This is a genomic window from Rhodopirellula maiorica SM1, assembly GCF_000346295.1.
Classification (GTDB): Bacteria; Planctomycetota; Planctomycetia; order Pirellulales; family Pirellulaceae; genus Novipirellula; species Novipirellula maiorica.
The window spans coordinates 1-24,976 of sequence record NZ_ANOG01000699.1 but is presented as its reverse complement, the minus strand read 5'-3'; the positions used below and the strand labels follow the sequence as shown (position 1 = coordinate 24,976).

At 55.1% G+C, this 24,976-nt stretch carries 17 protein-coding genes; 9 read left to right on the top strand and 8 right to left on the bottom strand.

The genetic code is table 11. The features are described 5' to 3' along the window. Positions 1-67 precede the first annotated feature (67 nt). Both RMSM_RS22610 and RMSM_RS22605 read right to left on the bottom strand, forming a co-directional pair. A complete protein-coding gene (locus RMSM_RS22610; protein ID WP_008701845.1) occupies positions 68-1,657 on the bottom strand; it encodes a phytoene desaturase family protein in 1,590 nt (529 codons plus the stop codon). Between the two features lie 126 nt (positions 1,658-1,783). Next, positions 1,784-3,214 (bottom strand): aldehyde dehydrogenase family protein, encoded by a 1,431-nt coding sequence (locus RMSM_RS22605; protein ID WP_144057877.1) that lies wholly within the window; start codon positions 3,212-3,214, stop codon positions 1,784-1,786. A gap of 746 nt (positions 3,215-3,960) precedes the next feature. Here RMSM_RS22605 and RMSM_RS22595 point away from each other — a divergent pair. Beyond that, positions 3,961-5,235, top strand: coding sequence for a PP2C family protein-serine/threonine phosphatase (locus tag RMSM_RS22595; protein ID WP_008701836.1), 1,275 nt, complete (start codon positions 3,961-3,963; stop codon positions 5,233-5,235). A gap of 54 nt (positions 5,236-5,289) precedes the next feature. Here RMSM_RS22595 and RMSM_RS22590 read toward each other — a convergent pair whose 3' ends face one another. Next, entirely contained in the window at positions 5,290-5,961 is a 672-nt protein-coding gene (locus tag RMSM_RS22590) for an NAD(P)H-hydrate epimerase (protein WP_040769031.1), read from the bottom strand. Between the two features lie 91 nt (positions 5,962-6,052). Here RMSM_RS22590 and RMSM_RS22585 point away from each other — a divergent pair, with 91 nt between their 5' ends. Together RMSM_RS22585 and RMSM_RS22580 are read left to right on the top strand one after the other, a co-directional pair. Next, on the top strand, positions 6,053-6,280 hold the full coding sequence (locus RMSM_RS22585; RefSeq protein ID WP_040769029.1) for an FmdB family zinc ribbon protein: 228 nt from the start codon (positions 6,053-6,055) through the stop codon (positions 6,278-6,280). Then, a complete protein-coding gene (locus tag RMSM_RS22580) occupies positions 6,238-6,786 on the top strand; it encodes a gamma-glutamylcyclotransferase family protein (RefSeq protein ID WP_144057876.1) in 549 nt (182 codons plus the stop codon). The genes RMSM_RS22585 and RMSM_RS22580 overlap by 43 nt, the downstream gene beginning before the upstream one ends. A gap of 291 nt (positions 6,787-7,077) precedes the next feature. Here RMSM_RS22580 and RMSM_RS22575 read toward each other — a convergent pair whose 3' ends face one another. Beyond that, positions 7,078-7,959, bottom strand: coding sequence for a PP2C family protein-serine/threonine phosphatase (locus tag RMSM_RS22575; protein WP_008701828.1), 882 nt, complete (start codon positions 7,957-7,959; stop codon positions 7,078-7,080). Between the two features lie 427 nt (positions 7,960-8,386). Here RMSM_RS22575 and RMSM_RS22570 point away from each other — a divergent pair, with 427 nt between their 5' ends. From RMSM_RS22570 to RMSM_RS37225, 4 genes are all read left to right on the top strand, one after another. Beyond that, positions 8,387-9,709, top strand: a complete 1,323-nt coding sequence (locus tag RMSM_RS22570; protein ID WP_008701826.1) for an MgtC/SapB family protein — start codon at positions 8,387-8,389, stop codon at positions 9,707-9,709. An 81-nt stretch (positions 9,710-9,790) separates the two neighbouring features. After that, positions 9,791-10,153, top strand: a complete 363-nt coding sequence (locus RMSM_RS22565) for a hypothetical protein (protein ID WP_008701825.1) — start codon at positions 9,791-9,793, stop codon at positions 10,151-10,153. A gap of 28 nt (positions 10,154-10,181) precedes the next feature. Continuing rightward, positions 10,182-10,805, top strand: coding sequence for an ECF-type sigma factor (locus tag RMSM_RS22560; RefSeq protein ID WP_008701823.1), 624 nt, complete (start codon positions 10,182-10,184; stop codon positions 10,803-10,805). A gap of 633 nt (positions 10,806-11,438) precedes the next feature. Continuing rightward, positions 11,439-13,868, top strand: coding sequence for a protein kinase domain-containing protein (locus RMSM_RS37225; RefSeq protein ID WP_315850154.1), 2,430 nt, complete (start codon positions 11,439-11,441; stop codon positions 13,866-13,868). Here the strand turns inward: RMSM_RS37225 and RMSM_RS22545 are convergent. From RMSM_RS22545 to RMSM_RS41210, 4 genes are all read right to left on the bottom strand, one after another. Next, complete coding sequence (locus RMSM_RS22545) at positions 13,838-15,898, bottom strand: hypothetical protein (protein ID WP_008701817.1); 2,061 nt, start codon at positions 15,896-15,898, stop codon at positions 13,838-13,840. The two genes, RMSM_RS37225 and RMSM_RS22545, sit on opposite strands and share 31 nt — an antisense overlap. A 280-nt stretch (positions 15,899-16,178) precedes the next feature. Continuing rightward, a complete protein-coding gene (locus tag RMSM_RS22540; RefSeq protein WP_008701816.1) occupies positions 16,179-17,957 on the bottom strand; it encodes a hypothetical protein in 1,779 nt (592 codons plus the stop codon). A 77-nt stretch (positions 17,958-18,034) separates the two neighbouring features. Further along, positions 18,035-20,191 carry a type IV pilus assembly protein PilM gene (gene pilM, locus RMSM_RS22535; RefSeq protein ID WP_008701814.1) on the bottom strand — a complete coding sequence of 719 codons (2,157 nt, stop codon included), beginning with the start codon at positions 20,189-20,191 and terminating at the stop codon, positions 18,035-18,037. A gap of 257 nt (positions 20,192-20,448) precedes the next feature. Next, positions 20,449-20,616 (bottom strand): hypothetical protein, encoded by a 168-nt coding sequence (locus RMSM_RS41210; RefSeq protein ID WP_160168350.1) that lies wholly within the window; start codon positions 20,614-20,616, stop codon positions 20,449-20,451. A 375-nt stretch (positions 20,617-20,991) separates the two neighbouring features. On the opposite strand from RMSM_RS41210, the gene RMSM_RS22525 reads away from it, so the two are divergent. Together RMSM_RS22525 and RMSM_RS22520 are read left to right on the top strand one after the other, a co-directional pair. Next, positions 20,992-23,850 (top strand): hypothetical protein, encoded by a 2,859-nt coding sequence (locus tag RMSM_RS22525; RefSeq protein WP_008701809.1) that lies wholly within the window; start codon positions 20,992-20,994, stop codon positions 23,848-23,850. 48 nt (positions 23,851-23,898) lie between these two features. After that, on the top strand, positions 23,899-24,976 hold a 1,078-nt coding region (locus RMSM_RS22520; RefSeq protein ID WP_008701807.1), incomplete at its 3' end, for a serine/threonine protein kinase.

The window sequence follows — 24,976 nt, the reverse complement described above, 5'->3', positions numbered from 1 at the left end:
TGGCGGGTTGGGCGATCCCCACCGTTTCGCCGCTGTTTTTGCCCCGCTATTCTCAAGCCGTGTGGCTCTATGAACTCGCGGAGGAAACGGCATTTTCGGGCTGCCAGTCGGCATCCAACGAATCCGCCGCAATCCACCCACTCATCAATACCATCGGCATTCCGGGCCCTGGATGAGCGGCACCGCCTGCCAAATACAAACCCGCGATGTCGCGACGGCGGTTCGCCGGTTTGAACGCTCCCAAGTACTTTCCATGGCTTGCCAGTCCGTAGATCGCACCGTTGAGCACGCGGTATCGATGGTGGATGTCTTCGGGCGTCAGCGCCGATTCGTAGACAATGGCATCACGAAGTCCGCTCATCCCCGCAGCGGATTCCAATTTGTCCAAAATCGTCTCGCGATACGCCGGCAACATCGCATGCCAATTGTGGTTCGGACGCAAATAAGGTGTGTGCACCAAGACATACAATGCTTCGCAGCCAGCCGGTGCCACTGCTGGTTCGCTGATCGCCGGAGCACAGACATAGGCCGACGGATCGGGTGCCGGTTCGCCTTGGTTGTAAATGAAGTCGAACTCTTTTTCTGGATCACGCGAGAAGACAAAATTGTGATGCAGTAGTTGCGGGTAGCGCCGATTCAGTCCGAGATACAAGACCACGCCACTGCAGGCAGGTTCGTGACTTTGGGGTTTCGCAAATTTGGTCGATTCGGGTGTGCCGTCGAGCAGTTCCCGATAGGTCCGCACCGCATCGCAATTGCTAACGATCGCGTCGCACAGAATCGTTTCTCCCGAAGCGGTCACCACACCGGTAACATGAGTTGATTCAGATGGACGCGGCGACGATGTCGTGATTCGCATGACATCGGTTCCGGTACGAAATGCGACCCCCAATTCTTCGGCCAACCGGGTCAAAGCCTCCGGCACGGCACGGGTGCCGCCGATCGGATACCAAATGCCTTCGTCGGTCTGCATGTGCGCGATCCCACACAACACCGCCGGCGATGCATACGGAGACGATCCGACATACTGCGTAAAATGGTCCATCATTTGTGCCACACGGGCGTCGCCGACATGTTGGCGTACAACCGAAGCGACACTCTTGCCCATTCGCAGTGCCATGACATCGCTCAGCACCGCAGCCGAAAAGGCGCCGCCGACTTGCATCGTATCTCGCAACCCACCGACGCTGCGCCAAAAGAAGAATCGGTCGGACACGCCATGCAGTTTTTCGCTGATCGACATGAACTTGCGATAACCTGCGCCATCCGCTGGCGATCCACTAAACTGGTCGATGTTGGCCACCATCGAATCGACATCGGCTACCAAGTCGAGCACGGTTTGATCGCCATCACTGTCCTTTTCAAAGAAACAACGCCACTGTGGATCCAGCGGTACCATCGACAAATATTCATCCATGTTGCGGCCTGCTTCGGCAAAGATACGACGCAGGACACTGGGTAGCGTCACGATGGTCGGTCCCATGTCGAATCGATAACCCTCTTCGCTGAGCACGGCGGCTTTACCGCCAAGCCAATCGTTCTTCTCCAGCACGGTGACCGAGTGCCCGCGTGCGGCCAATACGCACGCCGCCCCGAGTCCCGCTAATCCGCCACCGATAACGATCACCTTTGACGCAGTTTTTGTTGTGGCACTCATGGTGGCTGAATTCTTTGAGAAAGGTTGCAGTCAGGAAATAGCGTGGCGGACGAAATAGCGTGGCGGACGAAATAGGGCGGGGATCGAAATGGGAGGAGAACCAACGGGGAAACAGCAGGGGCGGCGTCACGAGATCAATCGTCGCAACGCCCGGAAACGGTCGCCCCATCCTTTGGCATGCAGTAGTTGTAGCAGCACTGGCATCTTTTGCCGGGTTGTTTTGCTTCGTGGCAACAAATGTGCGGCGAAACGCCCACGCCGCCGGCTGATGACTCTGGCCACCGTCATCGCGAGTAGGCCTTCGTCACCGCGAGTGACCCCAAAACCGCTATTCCCACGCCCGCCAAACGGCACACGTGGATCCGCCGTCGGAGCGATCAAATCGTTGATCGTCACCGAGCCAACGTCCAATTGACTCGCCATCGCCACCGCTTCGCGATCAGAGCCAAACACCGACGCCGCTAAACGATAACGGTTTCCATTGATCGCATCGACAGCATCTTGGATTTTCGAAACACGGATGATGCTGGTTACGGGCGCAAACAGATCGGCCGAAGCAATCTCATCATCCACGTTGACGCGGTCCAACACCAACGCAGCCATCTGCCCCGACGAGGCCAACATCGCGGCGTTAAAACGAGTTGTGGCGTCGATGGCACCCGCAGCGATGGCATTGGTGATCGTTTGATTCACCCCATCACGCGCGGCCGGATGAATCGTAAAAGGCGTGTCAATCGAACCAAGTTGTTGGCACAGACTTTGGACCAATTGATCCGCCTGCGGTGAATCTTCGATGAACACGCGTCGCGGACCAATACAGGTTGCACCGCTGTTAAGGGTCAGACCAAACTTTAGGAATTCGCAAACTCGCGGGATCGACGCCCCCGGTAACGCGACGATGGCATCGCATCCGCTCAGCTCCATGATCGCTGGGGTCAACGAGTCAGCCGTTTGCTCGAGTACTTTGCGTCCGGTGTTTGCCGATCCGGTCAAAACAACTAGGTCAATTCGGTCGTCGCCGCCAACGGCCGACGTGCTGGCGAGTGCTTGACGTGCCGCTTCCACCGTCGAATCGAGTTGCACGAGAGCATCATTGGGGACGCCTGCGTCGTAGAAACACTGGACCAGCGAGCGGGTCAACGCCTCGCAACCAGCGGCTGGTTTCAATTGCACGCGATTGCCGGCCGCCAAGGCTTGAGCCGTTTGGACACCTACCAAAAACAATGGATAATTCCATGTCCCCAAGACCAACACGGTGCCATGCGGAACCCGCTGTACCTCGCTGTGGACTCCCCACATCCATAGGGGACGTCCCACCGCACCAAGCCTGCGAGTCCGCAAGATCGCGGGGCCTTTGCGTCCCAGGTAGCGCAGCGCATCGCACAACGGCAACAGTTCGGCGGTGACGGTTTCGAGCGAATCGGTACGTTGCTCACTGGCACACAGCCGCGTCAATTCGTCGACACGCTGAGCGATGGAAAAACGAGCGGCAGCGACCGTTTTGCAGCGCTTGCGGATCGGCACATCGCTCCACGGTTTCACAGATCTGTTTTGCAATCGAGCTGCCTTCGTCGGTGTCGCCACAGAAGTCGTATCTCGCCTTACGCGTTCTTGGCCTAGGAGTCGATTAGGCCTAGGTCGATGGTACGCAATCGCATACTGCCCCCCCCAATTTCGCCGCGAACGGATACCAAATCACTTGCGTGATCGGTCCGAGCCGCAGTCAGGATCGAGGATGACAAAATTCTAGTCCGTCGGGAAGCCGCCCGCCCCAATTCGAACCGTTTGCTCGCCGCAGACGGACGACACGTTTCGATGAGGATCGAATTACCGTCAAAATAACAGTGGGAAACTTACTCAATCCGAAGCTTCCTTGGCCAATCGGATCGGGCAGACTGTCGCACGCTGCCACAGGGGACTTTCGTCAGCGATGGGGAGTACATGGGAGAGTATCGAACCGATACACTGTGAACCGTTCAGCGATTTTGCTACTGTTTTGCACAGCGGATCGTGTTCGCAGCGGAAACATGGTAGCGAAACGGTGTTATCGTTGTGCGGTGAATTTGCGCACCGTTTGGCAAACACTGCTTATCCACCATGTTTAGAAATGAACGGTTAAACGAGACGACCGGACCGTTTTTAATTATTGAGGCTGAAAAACGGAGGGTCGTCTGAACCCTCTCAACGATGCGAGGGTTACAATATAGGCCTGTATGACTGTGAACCACCTCGACGCGAGTCAACTATCTGTGTCGGAATCTTGGAAGCCTGGTATTCATTATTCGCAACTGACGGATGTCGGTATGCGTCGCGCCAATAATCAAGATTCGATGGCAGTGCTGATGGCGGGTAGCCCTGAGCGTTTTTTTCATCGCGGGCATCTGTTTGTGGTCGCCGATGGGATGGGGGCGCATGCCGCGGGTGAATTGGCTAGCCGGTTGGCGACCGAGCACATTGCCATGCAATACTTTCGCTCGACCGAAGAGGATTCGTCCGAGGCATTGCGGATCGCGGTGCGAGAATCGAATGCGGAAATCCACCGCCGCGGCCAGCAAAATCCCGAATTTCATAATATGGGAACCACTGCCAGCAGTTTGGCGATCCTGCCCGCCGGAGCGGTTGTCGCGCATGTTGGCGATTCGCGAGCCTACCGATTGCGAGACGGTGTCCTCGAACAGTTGACGTTCGATCACTCATTGGTCTGGGAGATGGAAGCGAGTGGTCAGATTCATCCCGACAGCGTTTTGGGACAATCGATCCCGAAAAACGTAATCACTCGTTCGCTCGGCCCCAACGCTAATGTCGAAGTTGATTTGGAAGGGCCGTTTGAAATCCAAGCCCGAGATCAATTTCTGCTTTGTAGCGATGGATTATCAGGTCAAGTCGAAGACGAAGAAATCGCCACGATCATGGATTGTTTGCCAGAGGATTTGGCGACGCGAGTCCTGGTCGATCTGGCGAACTTGCGAGGCGGCCCCGACAATTCGACCGTCATCATCGTCCGCGTGGCCGAAGACTTTGCCGAACGCATTGGCAAGCCGTCTCAATCGAAGCGGCATTTGCGAAAGCCGGATCCAGCCGCGGTATCACCGCTGTTGATCGGCACCGCCATCATCTGTTTTGTCGGAGCATTGGGACTGGGGCTGGCGATGGTCGTGCTGCAGACGCCAGTCAGTAAAGCGCTGGGGCCAATGATTATCGCAATCATCCTGGGAATCATCGCCGCCGGTTTCTGTGTCGCCCAGTATCTGCAGAGCAAACCCAAGCACAAAGTGCGGCCGTTGGCGAAAACGCCCGGCGGCAAAGGCCCCTATCGCCGTTATCAAGCCAAACCCAACAAAGAAATCTATAATCGATTGGGCGAAACCGTCGAAGAACTTCGCACGGCAGCATCCCAGCGAAATTGGTTGATGGATTGGGGAAAAATCGACAAGCTGCAAAAACAAGGCGATGCGTCTGTCGAAGCGGGCCAGTTCAAACGGGCCATCCGCTTGCAAGCCGAAGCGATTATCGAAACGATGCATCAACTGCGTGAACTGAACAACCGTGCCGCCAATGAGACCGACATCGAACGATAGCGGTGATCAACCGCCTTCGGTCACGCGGCTTTGTGAGCGTAAAGCCCCCTGCCATCAAGAGGGCAAAACCCATGGTCGCAACAGTTTTCGCGGCACTCCGATCGGAACGACTTCGATATCGCCAAGCAGCGATTGCGTTTCGTCGAATTCAAAGCCAATCTTTTTGGCAACAAACGTGATAGTCAATTCCGCTTGAAAGGTGTGCGGGTCCGCTTCGCCGCTGTCGACATCCATCCCCGTAGGCACATCGATCGCAATTCGCGTCGCTTTGGTTCGGTTGGCGATTTTCACAGCGTCTGCGTAGATTCCCCGCAGTGGCCCCGTGGCTCCGGTGCCAAGCAAACAATCGACGATGACATCCGCATCATGTAAATGAGATTCAATCGCCTCGGCGGAAGTCGCCACCTGCACGTCAAGTTCGGCTTTTTGAGCAATCGCTGCGTTAGCTGCGGCATCGCCCGACAGCGACTCGATTTCGACCACCGAAACCACACGAACTTGGCGTTCCATCAAGTCCAAGTGACGGGCGATCACGTAGCCGTCGCCGCCGTTGTTTCCTTTGCCGCACAAAATCACGACGCGGCCCGTGGCGGCATTTTGCTGGATCACGTCCGCAGCCCCCCGCCCCGCATTTTCCATCAATACCAAACCGGAAATTCCATAGTCTTCGATCGCTTGCTGGTCGACGGATCGAACCTGTTCGCGGCTAAGAGATTTAATTTTCATCGCAGGATGACCAAACATGTTTTGCGGAAAATGAGTCGGCTTGTCTATAATTGGGGCAACAAACACATACTTCTTGGGATTCTACAAGACGATGCCCCTCTACGAATACGAATGCAAACCCTGTAAACAGGTGGTCGAAGTATTATTGCGTCGTGAAGACGAAGTTGCCGAATGCCCTCATTGTGGCAACAAAAAGATGGAACGGCAATTAAGCGTGACCGCATCCCCGGCGGTCCGTAGCGGTGCGTCGCTGCCGGTTGCCGGTGGCGGCGAAGCATGTGGAATGCCACGCTGCTGTGGCGGGGGTTGCCAACTGTAGACATGGACGCACTGCAAACTTTTCATCATTTTGCCTACGGGTCCAACATGTCCACGTCGCGGTTGCGTGCGCGATGTCCCAGCGCGAAGGTCAAAGGCGTTGGCTTTGTCCGTGGTCGTACAATGCGATTTCACAAGCGAGGAATGGACGGGACCGGCAAAGCAAACGCGTTTGCCACCCATGATAACGACGACATTTTATGGGGCGTTGTCTACGAAACGCTGCTCAGCGAAAAAGTGGAACTCGATCGCTGTGAATCCTTGGGAGTGGGCTACGAACACGCCACCGTCGAGGTGCAAGTCGAAAGCCAGACGATCACCACATTTTTATATCAAGCGATTACCGACCGCATCGACGATTCGCTCGTTCCCGCCGACTGGTATCACGCCCACGTGATCAACGGAGCGATCGAGCATGGGTTGCCGCAGGAATATCACGCGATGATCACCCGTGTTACAGCTCAGCCGCCGCAGCCGGTCAACGTCGGTACCCGCAGGATGCCCTAGTCGCGTTTCCAAGCGGCGTCGCATTGTTCGTCATAGCGGAGCGGCGCGAGCCGCCCGGTCAAGCGCGAACGTTTTACTCGCCGCCACCGGACGGCTCGCGCCCAATGCCATCTACTTTGGTAGTGGGACTCGCCAGAGTTCCTGGTGTTTCAACAGCAAAGATGGGAATTCTGGCGAATCCCACTACTTGAGCCCCCCGCAATGGTTACCAAACTAGATGACATTGGGCTCGCGCCGTACCGCTAACAAAGGAGATGATACTCGGCTTTACCCGCACCGCGATCTTTGACGCTACCCGGTCGTGGTATCAAGCTCTGCAGCGATGCTGGTATCACAGTGGTCTTCGACCTGATTGATGCGGCAGACAATCGCGGAGATATTGTCCGCCCCTCCTGCGTCGTTCGCCGCTTCGATCAGCTTGGCGACACTGCTCTCGCTGTCTTTACTCGCCATCAAGATTGACGCAATTCGATCCTCATCGACCATGCCGGTCAATCCATCACTGCACAACAACAGAATATCGCCGGTTTGCAATTTACTGCGAACCGCTTCGGGCCGCACGGCTTGGTTACCGCCGCCGACACAATTCCACAGCACGTGTCGCCACTGCTCGATGGCCGCGTCGGAATCACGCAGAGCCCCCGCGTCGATCAATTGTTGCGCAACAGTATGGTCGGTCGTCAATTGTTTCAGCGTTTTGTCGCGGAGCATGTAACATCGGCTGTCACCTGCATGCACGACATACATGCGGGACCCGAGCAAGTACGCCATCGTAACGGTCGTTCCCATACGTCGATGAACCCCCTCGCCTTCCGTCCAAATCTTTTGCTGGATCGCCGTTAACGAATGCGACAGCTCGTCGATAAAGTCTTGCTCTTCATCGGAACACAACTTCAAAAACCAATGCATCATGTCCAATACATATTGGGCAGTCGATTCGATCGCCGTACGACTTGCGCGTTCACCATCGCGGTGGCCGCCCATGCCATCGGCAATCACAAGCAGATTGCCTTCCTGACAACCAAACATTTCCCGATGCTTTGCATCAGGAACGTCGGTCCCGCGAACGATCAATTGACGACGTAAATCGGCGATCAAAAAATGATCCTGATTTTCAGATCGTTTCTTACCAATATCCGAGCCGCCTGAGATATCAAAAGGGGCGCCGTTCATTAAAATCACCTAGTTCGAGACCGGTTGCCAGGGGTGCGTGTCGTAAGAAGCACACGAACCAGCAAACGCTGTTCCGATCCAGCAAGGTTGCTTTCATTACGGTACAACGTTTGCTCTTTCATGACGCTGGCGAGGGTCGATCCCTAGGCTCAACGCGTTGAGTTTCCGGACGGGTTCGGAACGCCTGTTCCCTCGTTTTCTAAGCAGCTAGTCGGGAGTCTTTCCGTTTACTAGCCGTTTTGGTCGTACGACGGACTTCCTAGTCCGTCGAATACACAAATGACGGACGAGGTAGTCCATCGGCCCCCCTTTGCCATAGGAAACTTCATTAAATCAACAAGCCGCTACCGCACAAGCGGCTAACGGGATCCTAACCAACGACTCTTGCCTACATGCTTAATCTCCCTGAATTTTGGCTCTCGAACAAATGAATCTGGAAGTCTACCAAGCGATCGCACTCTCCCTTGGCCTTGGGCTTCTCGTCGGGCTGCAGCGTCAATGGAGTGAATCCGAGATTGCGGGGATACGCACCTTTCCACTGATCACGTTACTGGGAACGTTTTGTGGATTGTTGGGCGAACACGCGTCCGCTGAAAATCATTTGGGGTGGCTGGTCGCTGCAGGCTTGATCGCGGTCGCCATCGTATTGGCGATCGCGAACGTGGCCAAAATCACCGCGGGTGAATTTGATTTTGGCATGACAACCGAAATGGCGGCGCTTTTGATGTTTGTCGTCGGTGTCGCGGTCGGAGTGGGGATGTATGGGCCTGCGATCGTGACCAGCGGGATTGCGGCAGTGTTGCTGCATTGGAAAAAACGGTTGCATGCGATGGTCGTGCGGATGGGCGAGAACGAGATCCGCAGCGTTATCCATCTTGCACTGATCGGATTGGTCATTTTGCCGGTGCTGCCCAATGAAACGTTTGGGCCCTACGACGTGCTGAATCCCTACAGTATTTGGCGGATGGTCGTGTTGATTGTTGGAATCAGCATGGTGGCCTACATCGCTTTCAAACTCGTGGGACCGCGTGCGGGCGCTGTGCTCGGCGGTATATTGGGTGGGCTGATCTCAAGCACCGCGACGACTGTTAGCTACGCTAGACAAGCGAAAAGCAGTCCGGATGCAAGTGCGATGGCGGCACTCGTCATCGTGATTGCCTCGACGATTGTGAATGTGCGAGTGTTGTTCGAGATCGGAGTGGTCGCGCCCGGACTGCTACGTGTCGCGGCACTGCCGTTGTTGGCAATGTTGCTACTAATGACCGTGGAGTGCGTGGTGCTGTTCATTCCTCTCCGCAAACAAGCAACCGAACCTCCCAAACACGATAACCCGGCACAGCTAAAACCGGCGATTGTATTTGGGGTGCTGTATGCAGTCATCTTGTTTATTGTGGCTGCCGCGAAAGATCTGTTTGGTAGCGGTGCCTTGTACGGCATCGCAATGATTTCGGGATTAACCGATGTGGACGCGATCACGCTGTCCACCGCGAAATTATTTAATGATGGGCGGGTCGACGATTCAACCGCCTGGCGAGTGATCTTGATCGCGACCATGTCAAACCTTGTATTCAAAGCCGGCGTGGTCGCGTTCCTAGGGAACAAACGCTTGCTGTGGTATGTCGCGCTGTTGTTTGGGATCGCGATGTTAGGCGGCGGTGCGCTGCTGGCGTTCTGGGAAGAAGTCCCACTTGAAATTCCGGCCGAATGGTTTGAACCAGAGGCGAACACAGACTCTGGATCATCGGGATGATCACGAAGTGGCGCTGGAATTTTGGACGACGGCCGAAATGTCAAATGTGCTGGGACAGAATACGAACCGAGAGTAGCAACGATGAACAACATTGACCGGAAAACGCAGCTCGGAACAAGCCAGTATGGAAAAACGAACACGGCGTTGGTTGCGTCGATAGTGCTGGTTTTGACCGGATTCATTTGTGCAGACGTGGGATGTTCGCGGTCCCCAAGTGAACCTCAAGCCGACACGGTTCGCAGCGAAGCGGATCGCAAAGCGGAAATGACGCGAAAGGGAACGGAGATGCTTGCCGAGGAAACTCGACAACGCAATGACCGCCCGCAAGCCGAATTGGAGCGGATCGCCGACCGCGTCGAAGTCGAAGGCGAGGCACTGGCCGACCAAGTCGAGGCCGAAGCGGAGGCAACCGCGAGCGAACGATTTAAACCCACGTTCCCATAATACCCCCATTCGGTCTATCATTGACTGTATGGATGAATCAGGAAGTGAATTTCACGAGCTTCTCGAACGAGTCCGCATCGGTGACGAGGCGGCAACAGAGACACTGTGGAACGACTATTACCAAAGTTTGGTGCGTTTGGCAGCTAAACGGATGCCCCCCAATTTACGGAGGACCGCCGATGAAGAGGATATCGCGATTGCGGCCTTCCAGAGCTTCATCGCAGGCGTCCGCCGTGATCAATTCCCTGATCTTCATGCTCCCGAGAACCTTTGGGGACTGTTAATCACGCTCACATCCCGCAAAGTCAACGCCCATTTGCGGCATCATACCCGCCAAAAACGCGGGGGAGGCAATATTCGCGGCGAATCGGTCTTTATCGATCCGAATGAACAAGGCCGCGAGGTCGGTATTGGAAATGTCCCCAGCGACGATTCATCGCCCGATGTGCGGGCCGAGCTCGCCGAGGCCTGTGAATCGCTATTGGATCACTTGGGCGATGAACAACTTCGCCAAATCGCCGTAATGCGCATGGACGGTTTTCTCGTTGACGAGATCGCAGAACGTCTCGAGCTCAGCAAACGGGCGGTTGAACGACGTTTACAGCTAATTCGGCGAATGTGGACCGAGGCTAAAGCGGACGAAGCGGGTTAAAGAACATGTGTGCTAGTGTGCTGCTTGTCCAGCAAACGGGATCGGCACTAAGCAGGTAAGCCAGAGTGTTTCAGAATTTTCGCGGTTTTAACGCTAGCGGCTTGTTGATTTAATCGAAATGCAAATCGTATTGGTGAGCCGTGGGCCGTAAGGCACCCGGTAATGCGTGGGACCCGGCCGCTGACGCGTCACGGCTCATTAAATCAACAGCCCGCGAGCATCCAAGCGGCCAACGGGATTTCCCAATGATTCCCGCCTAACCGCTTACAGCTGGTGAGTCTGAAAACGAGGGCTGTTCAGTAAACGCAGTGCAGAATGGAAGCTGCTAACGCTCGGAGTGAGGCTGGAGTAATAAATGATGGATCTGAATGATTTGACCGCAACCGAACTTGCGCGACTCGACGCAATCTGTCTTGATTACGAAAAGGCACTGCGAAACGGCAACGCGCCCTCGATCGAAAGTGTGATCGAAACGCAAGCGGGGAAACATGCCGAGATCTTGCGAAGTGAACTGATTGCGGTCCGAGACGAAATTTCCAAGGGCGATTCGACCGATCCCGCTCGGTCGACGTTTGCCTTTACCACACACGCGCTTCCAGTTTCAGGCGATGCCCCCAATCGGTTGGTCGGAAAATTGGCCCCTATCTCATCAGCCGTATCCTCGGCCAGGGGGGGATGGGGATCGTGTTCGAGGCGATCGATACACGTCTGGACCGCAAGGTCGCCATCAAAATGTTGTCGACCGGAAATTCGATACGTGACCAAGAAAAACGAGCTTCGCTATGCGAACGCTTTGAACGCGAGGCACGTGCAGTAGCGGCGCTCAGCCACCCTAATATCGTCGAGCTGTTTGATGTCGGGGTGACCGATTCGAACCCCTTTGCCGTGATGGAGTTGCTCGAAGGCGAAACATTGGACCAATATTTGGCTAAAACTCAATGCAATGCCGCGACCGTCCGTCAAATTGGTGCGCAGATCGCCGACGCGTTGGCGGTTGCCCACCACGCCGGTGTGGTGCATCGAGATCTGAAGCCACAAAATATCATGGTGATGCAAAGTGGTGGGACGCCGATCCCTAAGACGACGACAACCGCCGCTTCGAAAAACGGATCGGTCGCCCTTCCCATCACGGTCAAGCTTTTTGACTTTGGATTGTCCCGTTCGGAGCGGGGCTTGTTCGAGGGGGATCCCGGAGGACGCACAAGCGAAGGGGTCGTGATGGGGACGCCCGGCTACATGGCTCCGGAACAGGCGCGAGGCGAAACGGCGGGGCCCGCCGCTGACATCTTTGCACTGGGATGCTTGTTGTTCGAGGCGTTCTATGGCAAACGTGCTTTTGATGGATCAACTGCCAGCGCACGATTTGCCTCGACGCTCGAATCAACGCCCGAGACGGATCCACTGCGTCGCCGCGCGGACATCCAGCTTGCCGATCTGATCAGCGAATGTTTGAACAAAGAAATTGCGAAGCGACCTACGTCGGCCGACGACATTGCATCACGGTTACGTCGCCGCGGACCGGCGGTCGATCCCATCGAACAACAGGTCGAACATGGGTACGGCGCCGGCGTGTTCGTCCGTCGTCGTTTCTTTGAACTCGTAACGGGCGGCGCTCTCGGAGGTATTCTCGGCGGCTTGGCGATGCAATACCGGACTGAAACACTTCACGATATCGATAGCTTGGCGGTGTTGTCCTTCACCAGTATGCAGGGCGAACCCACCCGACTTGCCTCACAAGCCGCAGGCCAACCGCTAGGCGATCAATCGATTGATCGTGGCGACGAAATTGCCGTGCTGCTCGTCAATGAGCTCAGCCGGCTGAAAGATGTCAACGTCACTCCGTTTCGTCCCTTCGTCGCGCACAACCGTGATGAAATCCAAGCAATCGGACGCGAACTCGATGTCGATGCACTGGTCACAGGAAACCTGAAAACGATTCGGCGAGGCGAGAAACTGTTCGATGAAATCAACTTGCAAATCGTTTCGACACGATCTGGAAATCTTTTGTGGGGCAAATCGTTTTCAACCGAAACCGGAGCAAGTTTGCTAGAACAGTCTCAGCTCGCGTCACAATTGGCCGCTGCGGTCGGTCGCTCGCTGACTTCGTCCGGTGACAGCGAATCCGAACTGAATCAGGGGTCGTTCAGCTGTCTGGTCGATGGCGTCGGACGCGCAGATCCGGACAGCCCCGAAGGGCTGCGAAAAGCATTGTTGTGTTTCCAATCAGCACATCGACAAGACAAAGGTTGGGCGGCTCCGCTGGGCGGCATTGCATTGACCTCGATCACTTTGGCCGCGCAAAGCACGACCGAGGATTCGATCGCATTGATCCAAACAGCACGAGAATCTGCCGAAGAAGCGTTGAAGCTTGATCCCGATTTGGCGAATGCACGATTGGCGGACGCGATGTTGTTGTGGCAAACGTTGTATCGCTACGACGAAGCGGCCCGGATTCTCAATCAACTGTTGCTCGTCGAGCAGAATTTTTGGCAGGTCTATCACCAACTAGGATTGCTCGAGTTAACACGAAACAACCAAGCCGAAGCGCTGCGTCTGCTGAGCGAAACCACTCGGCGAAATACGTTATCGGTGATTGCCAAAGTGGGACTCGCTCGGGCGTATTGGTTCTTTGGCAACACCGATCGTGCGATTGCGGATGCCAAACGGTTGCGTAATGCCCATCCAGAAAACCGTCTTGCCCGCGGCTTGCTGATCGACCTGTACGAACAGACCGGCGACTTCGGTTTAGCGGCTGCCGAACATGTCGGAGTCGACTTTGGAAGTAAATTGACGGCGGAAACCTATTATCGCATTCGCCAATCAGTTGATCTAACCGAATACCCGTATGGGCCGTTCGGCACACTGTTGAACAAAGCGATTTTGGAATCGCGAATCAACGGCGGCATTGATGATAGCGAACTAGGCACGCTCGCCGATTCAACGCCGCCGATGTTGCCGCTGCTGTTAGCGGGGCATCCCAGTTTCGCCTCGGCGAAACGATTACCAAGGGCTGCCGAAATTCTTCCGCTAACCTATTCGCCCTTCTCGTCGGCGAATGAATAAATTCGGTACGGTTGCAAATCGTCCACTTCGCTGGCAACGTCCAACTCGCCATTGTCCTTGAAGATCAAGATACTGCCGGGCTCTTTCAAGTCGTCGTCGGTAACGATACTGAGCGGGTTTCCACCATCGATTGCAATCACCGTCGATCGATTATTGATTGCCGCGTCCGGAAGTTTTTTGATTTCCAGCGTCAGCGGATCAATGACATCGGTCGATTCGGCGGTCTTGCTCAGCACAGAGCCCTCGGTAGCGTCGATTTGCATCGGGACACGTGTTGCCAAGCTGAAATCGAATTTGGAAACGACCATTTTTGCCGTCGGCTCATTCTTTGCGTACGGAACGCTTCGATTTTTAAAGTTCAAATTTTTGACGGATGGCGGCACGACGGGACCAGCCAGGACGGTGTTTTCCGTTGGCAGAGAAACCGGTTCACTCGGCTCGCTCCAAGGAGTCCAGCGTTCAAATTGACGGAATTCGCTAATCGAGCGTCGGGTGCCTTTGGCTCGCTCTGGTGCGTAATCCTTCTCTGCTTTGGCCTGCAGCTCGCTGACCCGTTCGTAGGCTTCAGGGTGCAGCGTTTTCGCAGCAGGTTGAAGCAGCGGATTATCGGGAAAGTTAGGGTCTTTGACCGAAACACGAACGCGATAAACGTACTTGCGACCCGGTTGTGGTCGTGGACCTTTATCAAAGGAGTATTCAAAGTCGTAAAAGCGGATCAGTTTATAATTTGACGGATTCTCTTCGACACCGGCGAACCCGTAGGGCGAATTCATCTGATAACCGCTATCCATCATCATGCCCTCTCGACCGGTTTCGTTCAGATTTACATCGGTACGTTTGATGTCGATCCCTTCAAAAATATTATCCCCTTCGAGACGTTTCATTGGATCATCGACGTCAACCACGGGTGCGTTAAGCGTTTCCAATTCCGCTTTGGTGAGCATCGGAATCATCGGATGTAACACAAACCCCGAGTAGTCTTCCATCAACATTGGCGGGATCCACATCGTCAGCAAATCGTCGCGGTAATCGACCGGGACCAACTCCGGCGCGGTGCCTGCCCACAACACGGCAGCGATCGTGGTGTGAAATTTCCGATCTTTACGATCAACCCAGTCACCCTCGGCAAGTTGGTCGACGGATTTGTCGGTGACGTCAGCCCGTTGGACCTGGAAATTCCAGTACTTCGGCGTGTCTCGGTCTTCCGGTCGATAGTTCGCCGAATCTTTCAGCGATCGACTGAAGGATTCATAAATTGCTTTGTGTGGCAGTGCCGCCGTTCCAGCGATAAAACGAACAACCATCGGTTTTGGTTTCATCGCGCCGCCGGACTTAAATTCAGTCAATGTGGCGGGAACCGAATAGAGTGACTTTTTGTTTTCCGGATCCAAGCGACGAACTGCGGCTCCCGCCATGCTGCCTTCCATGCCCATCATGCCCGACATTTCCATGCCCATCATGCCCGACATTTCGTCCTCCATGCCCATCATTTCATCGCCGTACATTCCTTCATCCCCGGCCATCCCTCGTCCGCGTCGCGAACTTCGGCGGGAAGGACGCTCTTTCTTTTCTTCGACCACAATGGGGTCGGCGGGCTCGAGGTTTGCCAAAGAATATTCGCCATCTTTCGAGCGGATGGCCATCGTGCCGATCACACTTTTCATCTGCAATTTCAGCGGCGCAAAAAGCTCGGGGTCACGTCGTTTGAACGAATCGTTTCGCTGAACCTCTTTCCAAGTACCGACTTGCGTGTAGCCAATCTTGATATCGACTGGCTTGATCGTTCGCTTGGTACGTTCGACGATATCGATCGCCAATGCTTCGCGATCGGGGATGATCGCGTCGGTATGGTCGTCATCGACTTCATTTTTCACACGCGTCGCGTCGTCCCGCAGCCGCGTTGGTTCTTGAGTGAACTCGGGCAACTGCGTCGCTTGGTAAACAAGAAACGCGGAAACAATCGCGAAAATTGCCAGAATGACTTTCTCGACATGCTTGATCGCCAATTCTTTGATTTTGTTTGAATCCATGTCATTTCCCCGAAAACAGCCCGCGCTGATGGCGTGGTGAAAAGTGTAGTGCAGCTGGTCATTGAGATCGCTTGAGGACGTCCGAGATGTCCCGTCAACCAATCCTGCATTCTTGTAATATATCAGGGTCTGCAGCAAACCCCTACGTTTTTACGATGCCAATCGCCATTTTCTATGGCATCGCATCGTCGTTTTTCCTCATCAAGCCCAGCTTTGCGAGCTGTGGCGTTTGATGTAACCCAATTCGATCGAGCTCCGAATCAACGCCTTCGGCTGGGAATTATGCGGGAGGCGGTGCCGCGGGCTCTGTGGCCGCCGCTGCGTCCGGATCCGCAACCGCCGCTGGCGGTTCACTATCCCCTGGCACCGGAGCCGGGCCAACCGGTGCCGGTTCAGCAGGTCCCGGTTCCGCAGGAGCTGGACTCGGCGCAGCCGGTTCAACCGGAGCCGGCGCCGGTGCAGCAACCGGAGGTGTCGCCGCTGCGCCACCCGTTGCAGGCGACGGCAAATCTTCGGTCGAACTGGCAGGCTTATCTCCGACCAATCCTTCGACCACCGTTTCCTGGTCAACTTGGTCGACCCCAAGTTTGCTCTTGTCCGGAGGGTTGTAAATCGAAATCAATCCATAGACCTCAACATCGATATCGTAGGGGTTTTCGGTAGAACCTTGGTCCATCATGGGCGCTCCCATGCCCATGCCACCGTCCATCCCCATGCCGCCGTCCATGCCCATGCTATCACCACCAAATCCACCGCCGCTCGGAGCACCGAATCCTCCGCCGCCGTCGTCGCCGCCCATTTCCATTCCCATGCCCATGTCACCACCGCCATCGGAACTGCCCACCGCAGACGCACCCGCCGGCAGCAAGCGAACCTGTTTGACTTCGATCATCAACGGTGCGTTTCCACAGGCGGCAATCAGTTCCGGGACGGCACGTTGGTCCATTCGCACCGACATCATTACGGGAACGCGTTTGGCCACCGCCAAATTCACATCCGCTGGTGAATCACTATCGAGTGCCGAGCGGAGTGCCGCACCGGTAATGGGCACATAGTCGGTGCCGACATAGCGATTGTCACCCGGGTCGCTGGCCTCTGCCATGCCTCCCATCCCGTCCATGCCCATGCCGCCATCCATCATGCCCATGTCGCTTCCCATTCCATCCATCCCCATGCCGTCCATGCCCATACCATCCATGCCCATGCCGGCGGTTTGCGAGGCGACTTGCTTGATCGACCCGGGGCTGACGTTCACGGAACGACCGATTTTGATCGTTTTGATTTCGCGAATCTTGGCTTCAAACGCCTCTTTCGCATCAATATTAACGGTGTCAATGATTTGCAGCATCTGCTTCAAAATCCAAACGTTTTCTTGCGAGTAGTACACTTGCAAGGTCGAAGGCCGCGTTCCACGCCAAGGGAACAAATCGGTAAGCAGCTGTTGCTGACTACCCGCACTCCACTGTACCAACGGTTCGTTTTTGGTTCCCGAGACATTGATCCGTGGCTTTAGCAGGTTGCGGATCCCCGAGGTATCATCGAGCGTTGGATTAAACGTCGGGTCAAATTGTGCGTTCCACTCGGCCCGGGCGATGGTGGCGATTTCGGGCAAGATCAAACCGATGTAGTAACGGTACCGATTCAACAACGTCGCTTCTTTCTCGAGATCCTCGGCGGGATACGGGATATAGCGTTCAATGGGGATCAGATCTTTGAACTCGTCGACAAAGTCTTGCTGCAACTCTTGCGGCCAAGTCAACAGACCTCGTTGCCGAGCGTACATTTCGGTCCAGGCCTGCAGGACTTCGTCTTCACGCGTTTCGATCAACGCCTGCATCTTTTCATGCGATTTTGCATTGGGGTGCGTCGACAACTCACCTTGCAAGCTGGTGACCGATGTAAATGCACTCTTGATCTTTGACTGCTGCGAATCGGACTCCGCCTGCAAACTGGACGTCGACAGATACCAAACGGCGATCGATGTGATCGTCACGAAACCGACTCCGATCCAGAATCCGTAACGCATGACGACGGCAAGTTGTTCTTTTAGTTGTCCCATGAGAAACTCTAACGTTTTGTTTTCGGAACGGTAATTGAATAGGTGGTAACGCTACTTGGACGAACGGGAACTGCGGACTACTGGGCGTTCATCGCCACCGAGTCATCCGTAGCCGCAGCAGCCTCCTCGGCGGCTTTGGCTTCTTCTTCGGCCAATCGCTTCGCTTCGATTCGATCCGACAACATTGTCGGTTGCCAAAGCACTTGGAAATCGAAATCGAGTCGCAGCACGGTCAGTGTCGGGGGCCGGCTGATGATCTCTTCGAGATCGTCAAGTGTTTTGCCTTCGGGGAATTCACGCGTTTCGATCGCGGTTTGAGCCTTAAAAACCTCTTCTTGATCGTAACGCGGGTTGGGCACCACGACCGGCGTCGGTTTGTCGTCACGCAGCAATATCGGATACGACAATCCATATTCTTGGGGAGTGAATTCGATCATGTTGCCTTCTTCGTCAGGCAATTTGAACGATCGGTCCAAGAAATTGGTCGTCAACAGGTTGCGAACATGGTTGCTACCTTCATGTCCCATCCGCTTCGGACTGTTGTAATAGTGGTAGCCCGTTAACTGGATCACCCAACCAGGGCCTGTCGGACCTGGCAATGCATTAAGCTCTTCGAGATCGACTTCGCGGCCGATATTCTTGCGGATACTCAGCAATTCTTCTTTGTAACGCTGCTTGACGGGATCCGTGTACCACACCGCCAAGTCTTCCAAATGTTTGGTTTCCACTTGCGTGATGTGCAACGCCTTGCGGTCTTCGAACGGTTTGCGGTCTTTGGGCTCCGGCATCACACCGTTTGGAAATTCCTCGCGAGGGATCATGCCATTGATCACTCGCATCAGTTCCAACCATACCAATCGCCGCTCGGAATTCCCCGAAACCTCTTTGCCGAGCGCATTGAGGAACGTCAGCTTGGCTTCGAGCTTTTGGTCTTCGGTTTTGTGTTCGTTCGAATAGCTGGACATCTGCTGGACGACCGATTGAGCTCCGTCCCAAAGATCCGGGTGCGTCACTTCCCAATTCTTTTCGGTCAAAAAGTAGTGACCAATCATGCCCAACAACAACGCGGCCAACGCCGCCAGAGTCCATGGTTTCTTGGCCCGAATCATCCGCTCGGTCAGAATCTCTTGAGGCACCAACGAGGCGTGCACTTGGGACAGTTCGAGTCCTTGCAGACACAATCCATAACACACCGCAAACGTCGGTGCATTGTCGCGGAACGTCGGGATCGACAAGACATCGTCGCCGGTCAAGCGATTAAATCGATCCAATGTGTCGACTTCGAATCCAAGGTTCTTGCTCAGATAAGCCGCCAAACCAGGCATCTTGACGGTGTTGCCCGCGACCACCATGCCAGCCACGTTGGCTTGTTTGTCGATGCTGCGGAAAAACCCGATCGAACGCTGGACTTCGGTGACCAAATCATTGAACACCGGACGCATCGTTTGGAAGATCAACTTCGGATCGACCGCTTCGCGAGCGTTGCGTTTCAGATGCTCGGCCTTGGCAAAGGTGAGCTTCAAATCCTTGGTCAATTGTCGGGTAAAGTGGTTACCGCCGATCGGCATACTACGCTGCCAAATGCGGAACCCATTGGTGATAATCAAATCACTCGAATCAGTACCGATCGAAAGCAGCACCAGAGAATCAGGCGGATTATCGACGTCAAATGCCTCATTGGCCAACCGCTCGTGCAAACGGTCAAACGCGATCATGTTGTATAGCGCCAGCGGAGCCAGCTGGATCTGGTCGACTTCGATATCGGCTTCGACGAACGGTTGCAGTTGGCGGTAAACCTGATCGCGTTTCATCGCGAACAAACCGACTTCGCTTTCCAACGCGTAGCCTTCTTCGATCAAACTACCCGGCATCATCTGGTGATCCCAGACCACGTCGGCAAGATCAAAAGGGATCTGTTGACGCGCTTCGTAGCGAACAATGTCCGCCACCTTTTTCAGCTCGACCGGTGGCGGCTTGAAAAATTTGGCTAAACCGGTCTGCCCAGGCACACTGATGACGACTTTTTCGTTGAAACCGTCATTGCGATCGAGCAATTGATTGATCGCGTCGGCTACCAATTCCTCGGGCACCGCTTCGGGCTGGCTGAGAATTTTGGGGTATTCGATAAAGTCAAACGCATCAGCGACCACTTCGTCATCGACAATCGAACAACGCAGCGCTTTGAGTGCCGATTGGCCGATTTCGATTCCCCATACACCGGAGCTAGAAGCCATTTAATCTTTCTCGTGGATTGCGTCAGAGAGAATGTTTGTCAGTGATTAGATAAGCAAGAAAAGTTGCGACGTCGGCGGTTGGACCGTATGGATTTTTTACTCAAGCGAGTAAAAAACTTGGCGAAACCGCGAGGCGCGTTCGAGCGACAATCATCCGCGATGTGTCCATCATGGACCACAGCGGAGTCATTTTGACTGTATTGTAAAGACTGGCGGACCGCATTGCACTGTGTTTCAGCACGTTTTCTGGTGTTTGTTTAGCCGTGACGACCGGTTGGGAATGCGATTTGACCTTTTGCAATCGATTCCTTGCCTTTTGTCAACGGTGAACCGCGTTTGTCAACGGTGAACCGCGTTTTACCAACGATGAATCGATAGCGTAGCGGAAATGCCGCGTGAATATTCGGATCGTTCGGAAAATACAACAAAAGTCCTCCAAACCTTCCCGCCGCCGCTCTGGTAAGTTCTTCGCGGACCATTTACGTCCTCCCATTCACGTCTTCATTTTAACCAAGTCGCGAATCGGCGTCCCAGCATGCTCTGCTCCCCCCTCATTTCGAGGCAGCCCCTTATTTTGAGGCTGGTAGTAAGGATGGTTGCGGTGGGGTGGATTTTGACAACCGCAACGGTCCGCATGACGTTGACATGCTTCCTCGGGCATGATCGGGCAAGAAATTCAGCAGGCTCGGTGTCGCAACTCGTCTGTTCCGGCAAGAATAGACAAAAACGACGATAGACGATTCGCGCAAGCTAGATTGTTACGATAACGCCCCTCACTTCCTACTTAGATTTAGTCTGTTATGGCGAGCATCGACGAGTGCTGTATTTTGATCCCCGTATCGACGTTAGAGGATTTCCCCAAGCATGCGGGCGAAGAGGATGCACGCAGCTTGCTAGCCGCATGGACCGTGCTCTGGCACCCCGAGTTGGTTGCGGCGTCGCAGCAGACCCCTACGTGGTACCGCGCCGATAGCCCGCCGGAATTTGATGATGCTCCGCGGGTAATCGTCGTTCCGACGCTAAGTGTTTCGCAATTGCCAGCGGATTTCGAAGCAAACTGCCGTGCGAAAGAGACAATTCAGTGGATCACCGGGGTCGATCGCCAAGCGATGCTCGATGCACTTGGATTGTCAAAACGGGCGAGTTCACTGCAAACCGAACACCGCACCGTCGGGCCCGAAGACTTCTTTGCACTGGGCTACGCCATGCTGCAAATCCAAGTCATGACGCGGCGATTGCGGTACACCAGCAATTTGGACGAGATTCATTTCCAAAACAAATTGGTCACCGCAGCCGACGCGTTTGTTGCCGGCGATGCCGATGCATGTGTGGCCGCGATGCACGATTCTTACGACGCCCTGGCCGAGGAACGTGACCACTATTTCTCGTCCGACCCCCACCTCGTCGACTTAACGTTGCTGTCGGATTCAACGCTGCCCGCTTTTTTCAAAAGCCTTCAAAACGGCGACGATGTCGCAGACAGCGAGACTAACGATTCCGTGGGCGATTCGACCAGCGTGCTGGCGACACCCCGCAACGTGCTGATCGACGCGCCGATTGCGGGTGCCATCTCGGCCTCGCCCACCGAAGACCGCCAGCGGTTGGTTAACCTGATCCGTGGTGGCGAATGGGGCTGGGCCGGCGGTGGGCTCGGAGGCGACGTCAGCCTGGATGCGATGACCTATTCCGATACCGAAAACGCGATCACCCAGGCCTACGAACAAACCGCAACCCAGATCGGATTGCGGCCTCCGGTTTACGCGCGTTTCTCAGGCACGACTCCAACTGACATGACCAAGGTGATTGCATCGCTGGGTGTCGATGGCATGATCTCAGTCGATTTCGAAAACGGCAGCGGCTTTGGTGACGAAGCCAAAGTCGTACGAAACACCGGAGGAGTGGAACTCCATGCATTGACCGCGAAACCGATCGATGCCTCGGGCGAATCCGCCTTCTTGGCATTGGGGCCTCGACTGGGCGAAGCGATCGATAGCGGTGAAATCGCAACCGGGTTGATGGTTCATTGGACCGGTTACGAAAGTGATAGCTACCATGATGTGCGTCGCGTGGCATCATGGAGTTTGGTGCTAGGGCGTTTTTGGACGCTGGCGGAATACTTTCGCAGCGGTGAACAACCCTATCACCACGATCCCAGCGGGGCAGCGACCAGCGGCACCGACAACGCGTTGGTCTCGCAAGTCGTCGGCGGATCCTCCAATGCGGTTTCCTCGATGGTCGAACAAGCCCAACAATCCATCGCCAAACAAAACCAAGCCAATTTGCAGGCCATGATTGCCCTGGCATCCGGCAAGCCATGTAACGGATCGGTAGACGATTGCGAGCAAGCGATGCTGGCATCGATCGGGCTGAAACCAAGCCAACACGGAGGCAATCTGTGTTTGATCAACCCCACCCCGTGTCCTGTCCGCCATACCGTTGCAATCGATGGCACTCCGGTCAAAGAGGATCACATCTACGCAGCCACCGGCAGCGGAAAACAATCGATGGTAACCGTCGATGTGCCCGCGTTCGGTTTCTCGGTGGCCAGGAACGAAGCGGGCGGTGGGTCGCGTGGTCGATCGATCGGCCAACGTCTTCGCGATGTCGTCTCGGGAACGGGAAAGTTATGCGCTATCGACGGCATGTTGCAGAACGCGTTTATCGAAATCGCCATCGATCCACAAACCGGTGGCATCAAAGGCGGCTATAGCGGTCAATCGCGTGGCAATCGATTCTCGATGCGATTGGTGGGTGTCGAAGGGACGCAAAAGAAGAAGTCGACCGAGAACGAATCACAAATGGTCTGCGATCAGATGAAAACGATCGTTGCCAAAGCGGAGCGGGGCGTGATTCGCACCACAGGCCATCTGACCGATTCAACCGGAGCAAAGATTGGGGCGTTCGAACTCGATTACCAAGTCACGCGTGGGAACCGGATGCTGGACATCCACGGCAAAATCGATGTGATTAGTAAACTCGAGGGCAACCCGTGGCAAAACTACTTCGCCGCTCGCTGTGCCGTCGCCAATGAAGCGGTTTCGTATCGCATGATCTTGCGTGACAAAATGCACCGCACCTCCAGCCGGCGTATCGTCGCCCCGTTAGGCGTGCTGATGGACGAAATTGAACGTCAAACCGTAGTCGCGTCCGCAGGGTTGGCGTACCACCGCCGCGTCGGCGATCGATTTTTGGATACGCTGCTACAAGTTCAAGGCGAGACGCAGCGTCAGTTCTCGTTGCACTATGGTTTTGATCTGCCCAGCCCCGTATTGGCTGCCCGCAGCGTCGCCACTGAGCCGCTGCATGCGAATGTGGAAACGGTATCATCCGATGCTTCACGTGGTTGGTTGATCCATGCCGCTCCCAATACTGTGTTGGTCGCCAACCTGGATTGCATGTTGGATCAGAAGGGCAAATTTCTGGCTATCGTGCGATTGATTCAAACACGCTCCCAAACCTGCAACACCACCGTTCGTTTTTGTCGCAACGTGTCGGCGGCGGTGCGGTTGGATAATCGTGGTTCGCTTGATCTCGACGCCCTCGCCACTCGTTTGGCAGAACAATCGGATTCCCCGCGAGTCGAGTTCAGTGAAGACCGAATCAAGCTGACGCTTTCAGGACACGAAGTGGTGGATGTCTTAGTTCAATTTGACGCGTAACCGATGTAGACTAAACCGTGCTGTCCCCCGATAGGAAGCGTTGCGTCCATGGCCTCTAGTGATTCCAAGCCGATCCTCGATTTTAAAGAGGCTGCGATCCGAAGCGGACTGGTGACGCTGAAGAAATGGAATCGTGTTAGGCAGTCGTTAGCGGAAAACGGTGACGCGTTGGATGACGACGCGATGGCGTCCGAGCTGATCCAAATCGGTTTGATCACCGAATACCAAGCACGTCAAATGCGGGCGGGCCGTACCAAATTTAATCTTGGTCCCTATCTGATCACCGATTGGATCGGCCAAGGCGGGATGGGGCAAGTTTACAAAGCGGTGCATAGCGTGATGGGACGCCAATGTGCCGTGAAGACATTGCCGCTGGACAAATTGACGTCCGATGCGCGTGTCTCATTTATGCGAGAAATCCGGCTCCAAGCGGGACTCGATTGTCCCTATGTCGTCCGCGCCTTTGACGCCGGACACGATGGCAAAGTCGACTATCTAGTGACCGAGTATGTCCCCGGTGCTGATCTCCGCCGCTTGGTGCGTAGCAATGGTCCGTTGACGATGGAGCATGCCGCGTTGGTCATCTCGCAAGCGGCGATGGGACTGCAATATGCCCATGACATGGGGCTTGTCCATCGCGACGTCAAACCTGGTAACATTTTGGTCACGCCCGATGGCCACGCGAAAGTCTCTGATATTGGTTTGGCGGCATACAGTTTTTCCACTAGCGACGATGATCCGCGAGCGGGCAAGATCGTGGGCACCGCCGACTATTTATCGCCGGAACAGATCCGCAATCCATCCGAGGTGGGTCCGCTCAGCGACATCTATTCGCTCGGCTGTACGCTGTATTACGTCGTCGCCGGAAAGGTGCCCTTTCCAGGCGGCAATGCACGCGAAAAGTGCCGCCGTCACTGCGAACAAACACCCTGGCATCCTCGCAAATTTGCCCCCGATTTGTCGGAAGATTTTGTCGATGTGATCGCCGACATGATGGAAAAGGATCCGGCCAATCGCATCCCCTCGGCAAACGCGGTCGTCGAACGACTCGAACCGTGGGCCAACCATGCACTCGAGTTTGTCAGCCGACCGATGGATCGACGTTCATGGACGCCACCACCGCCCC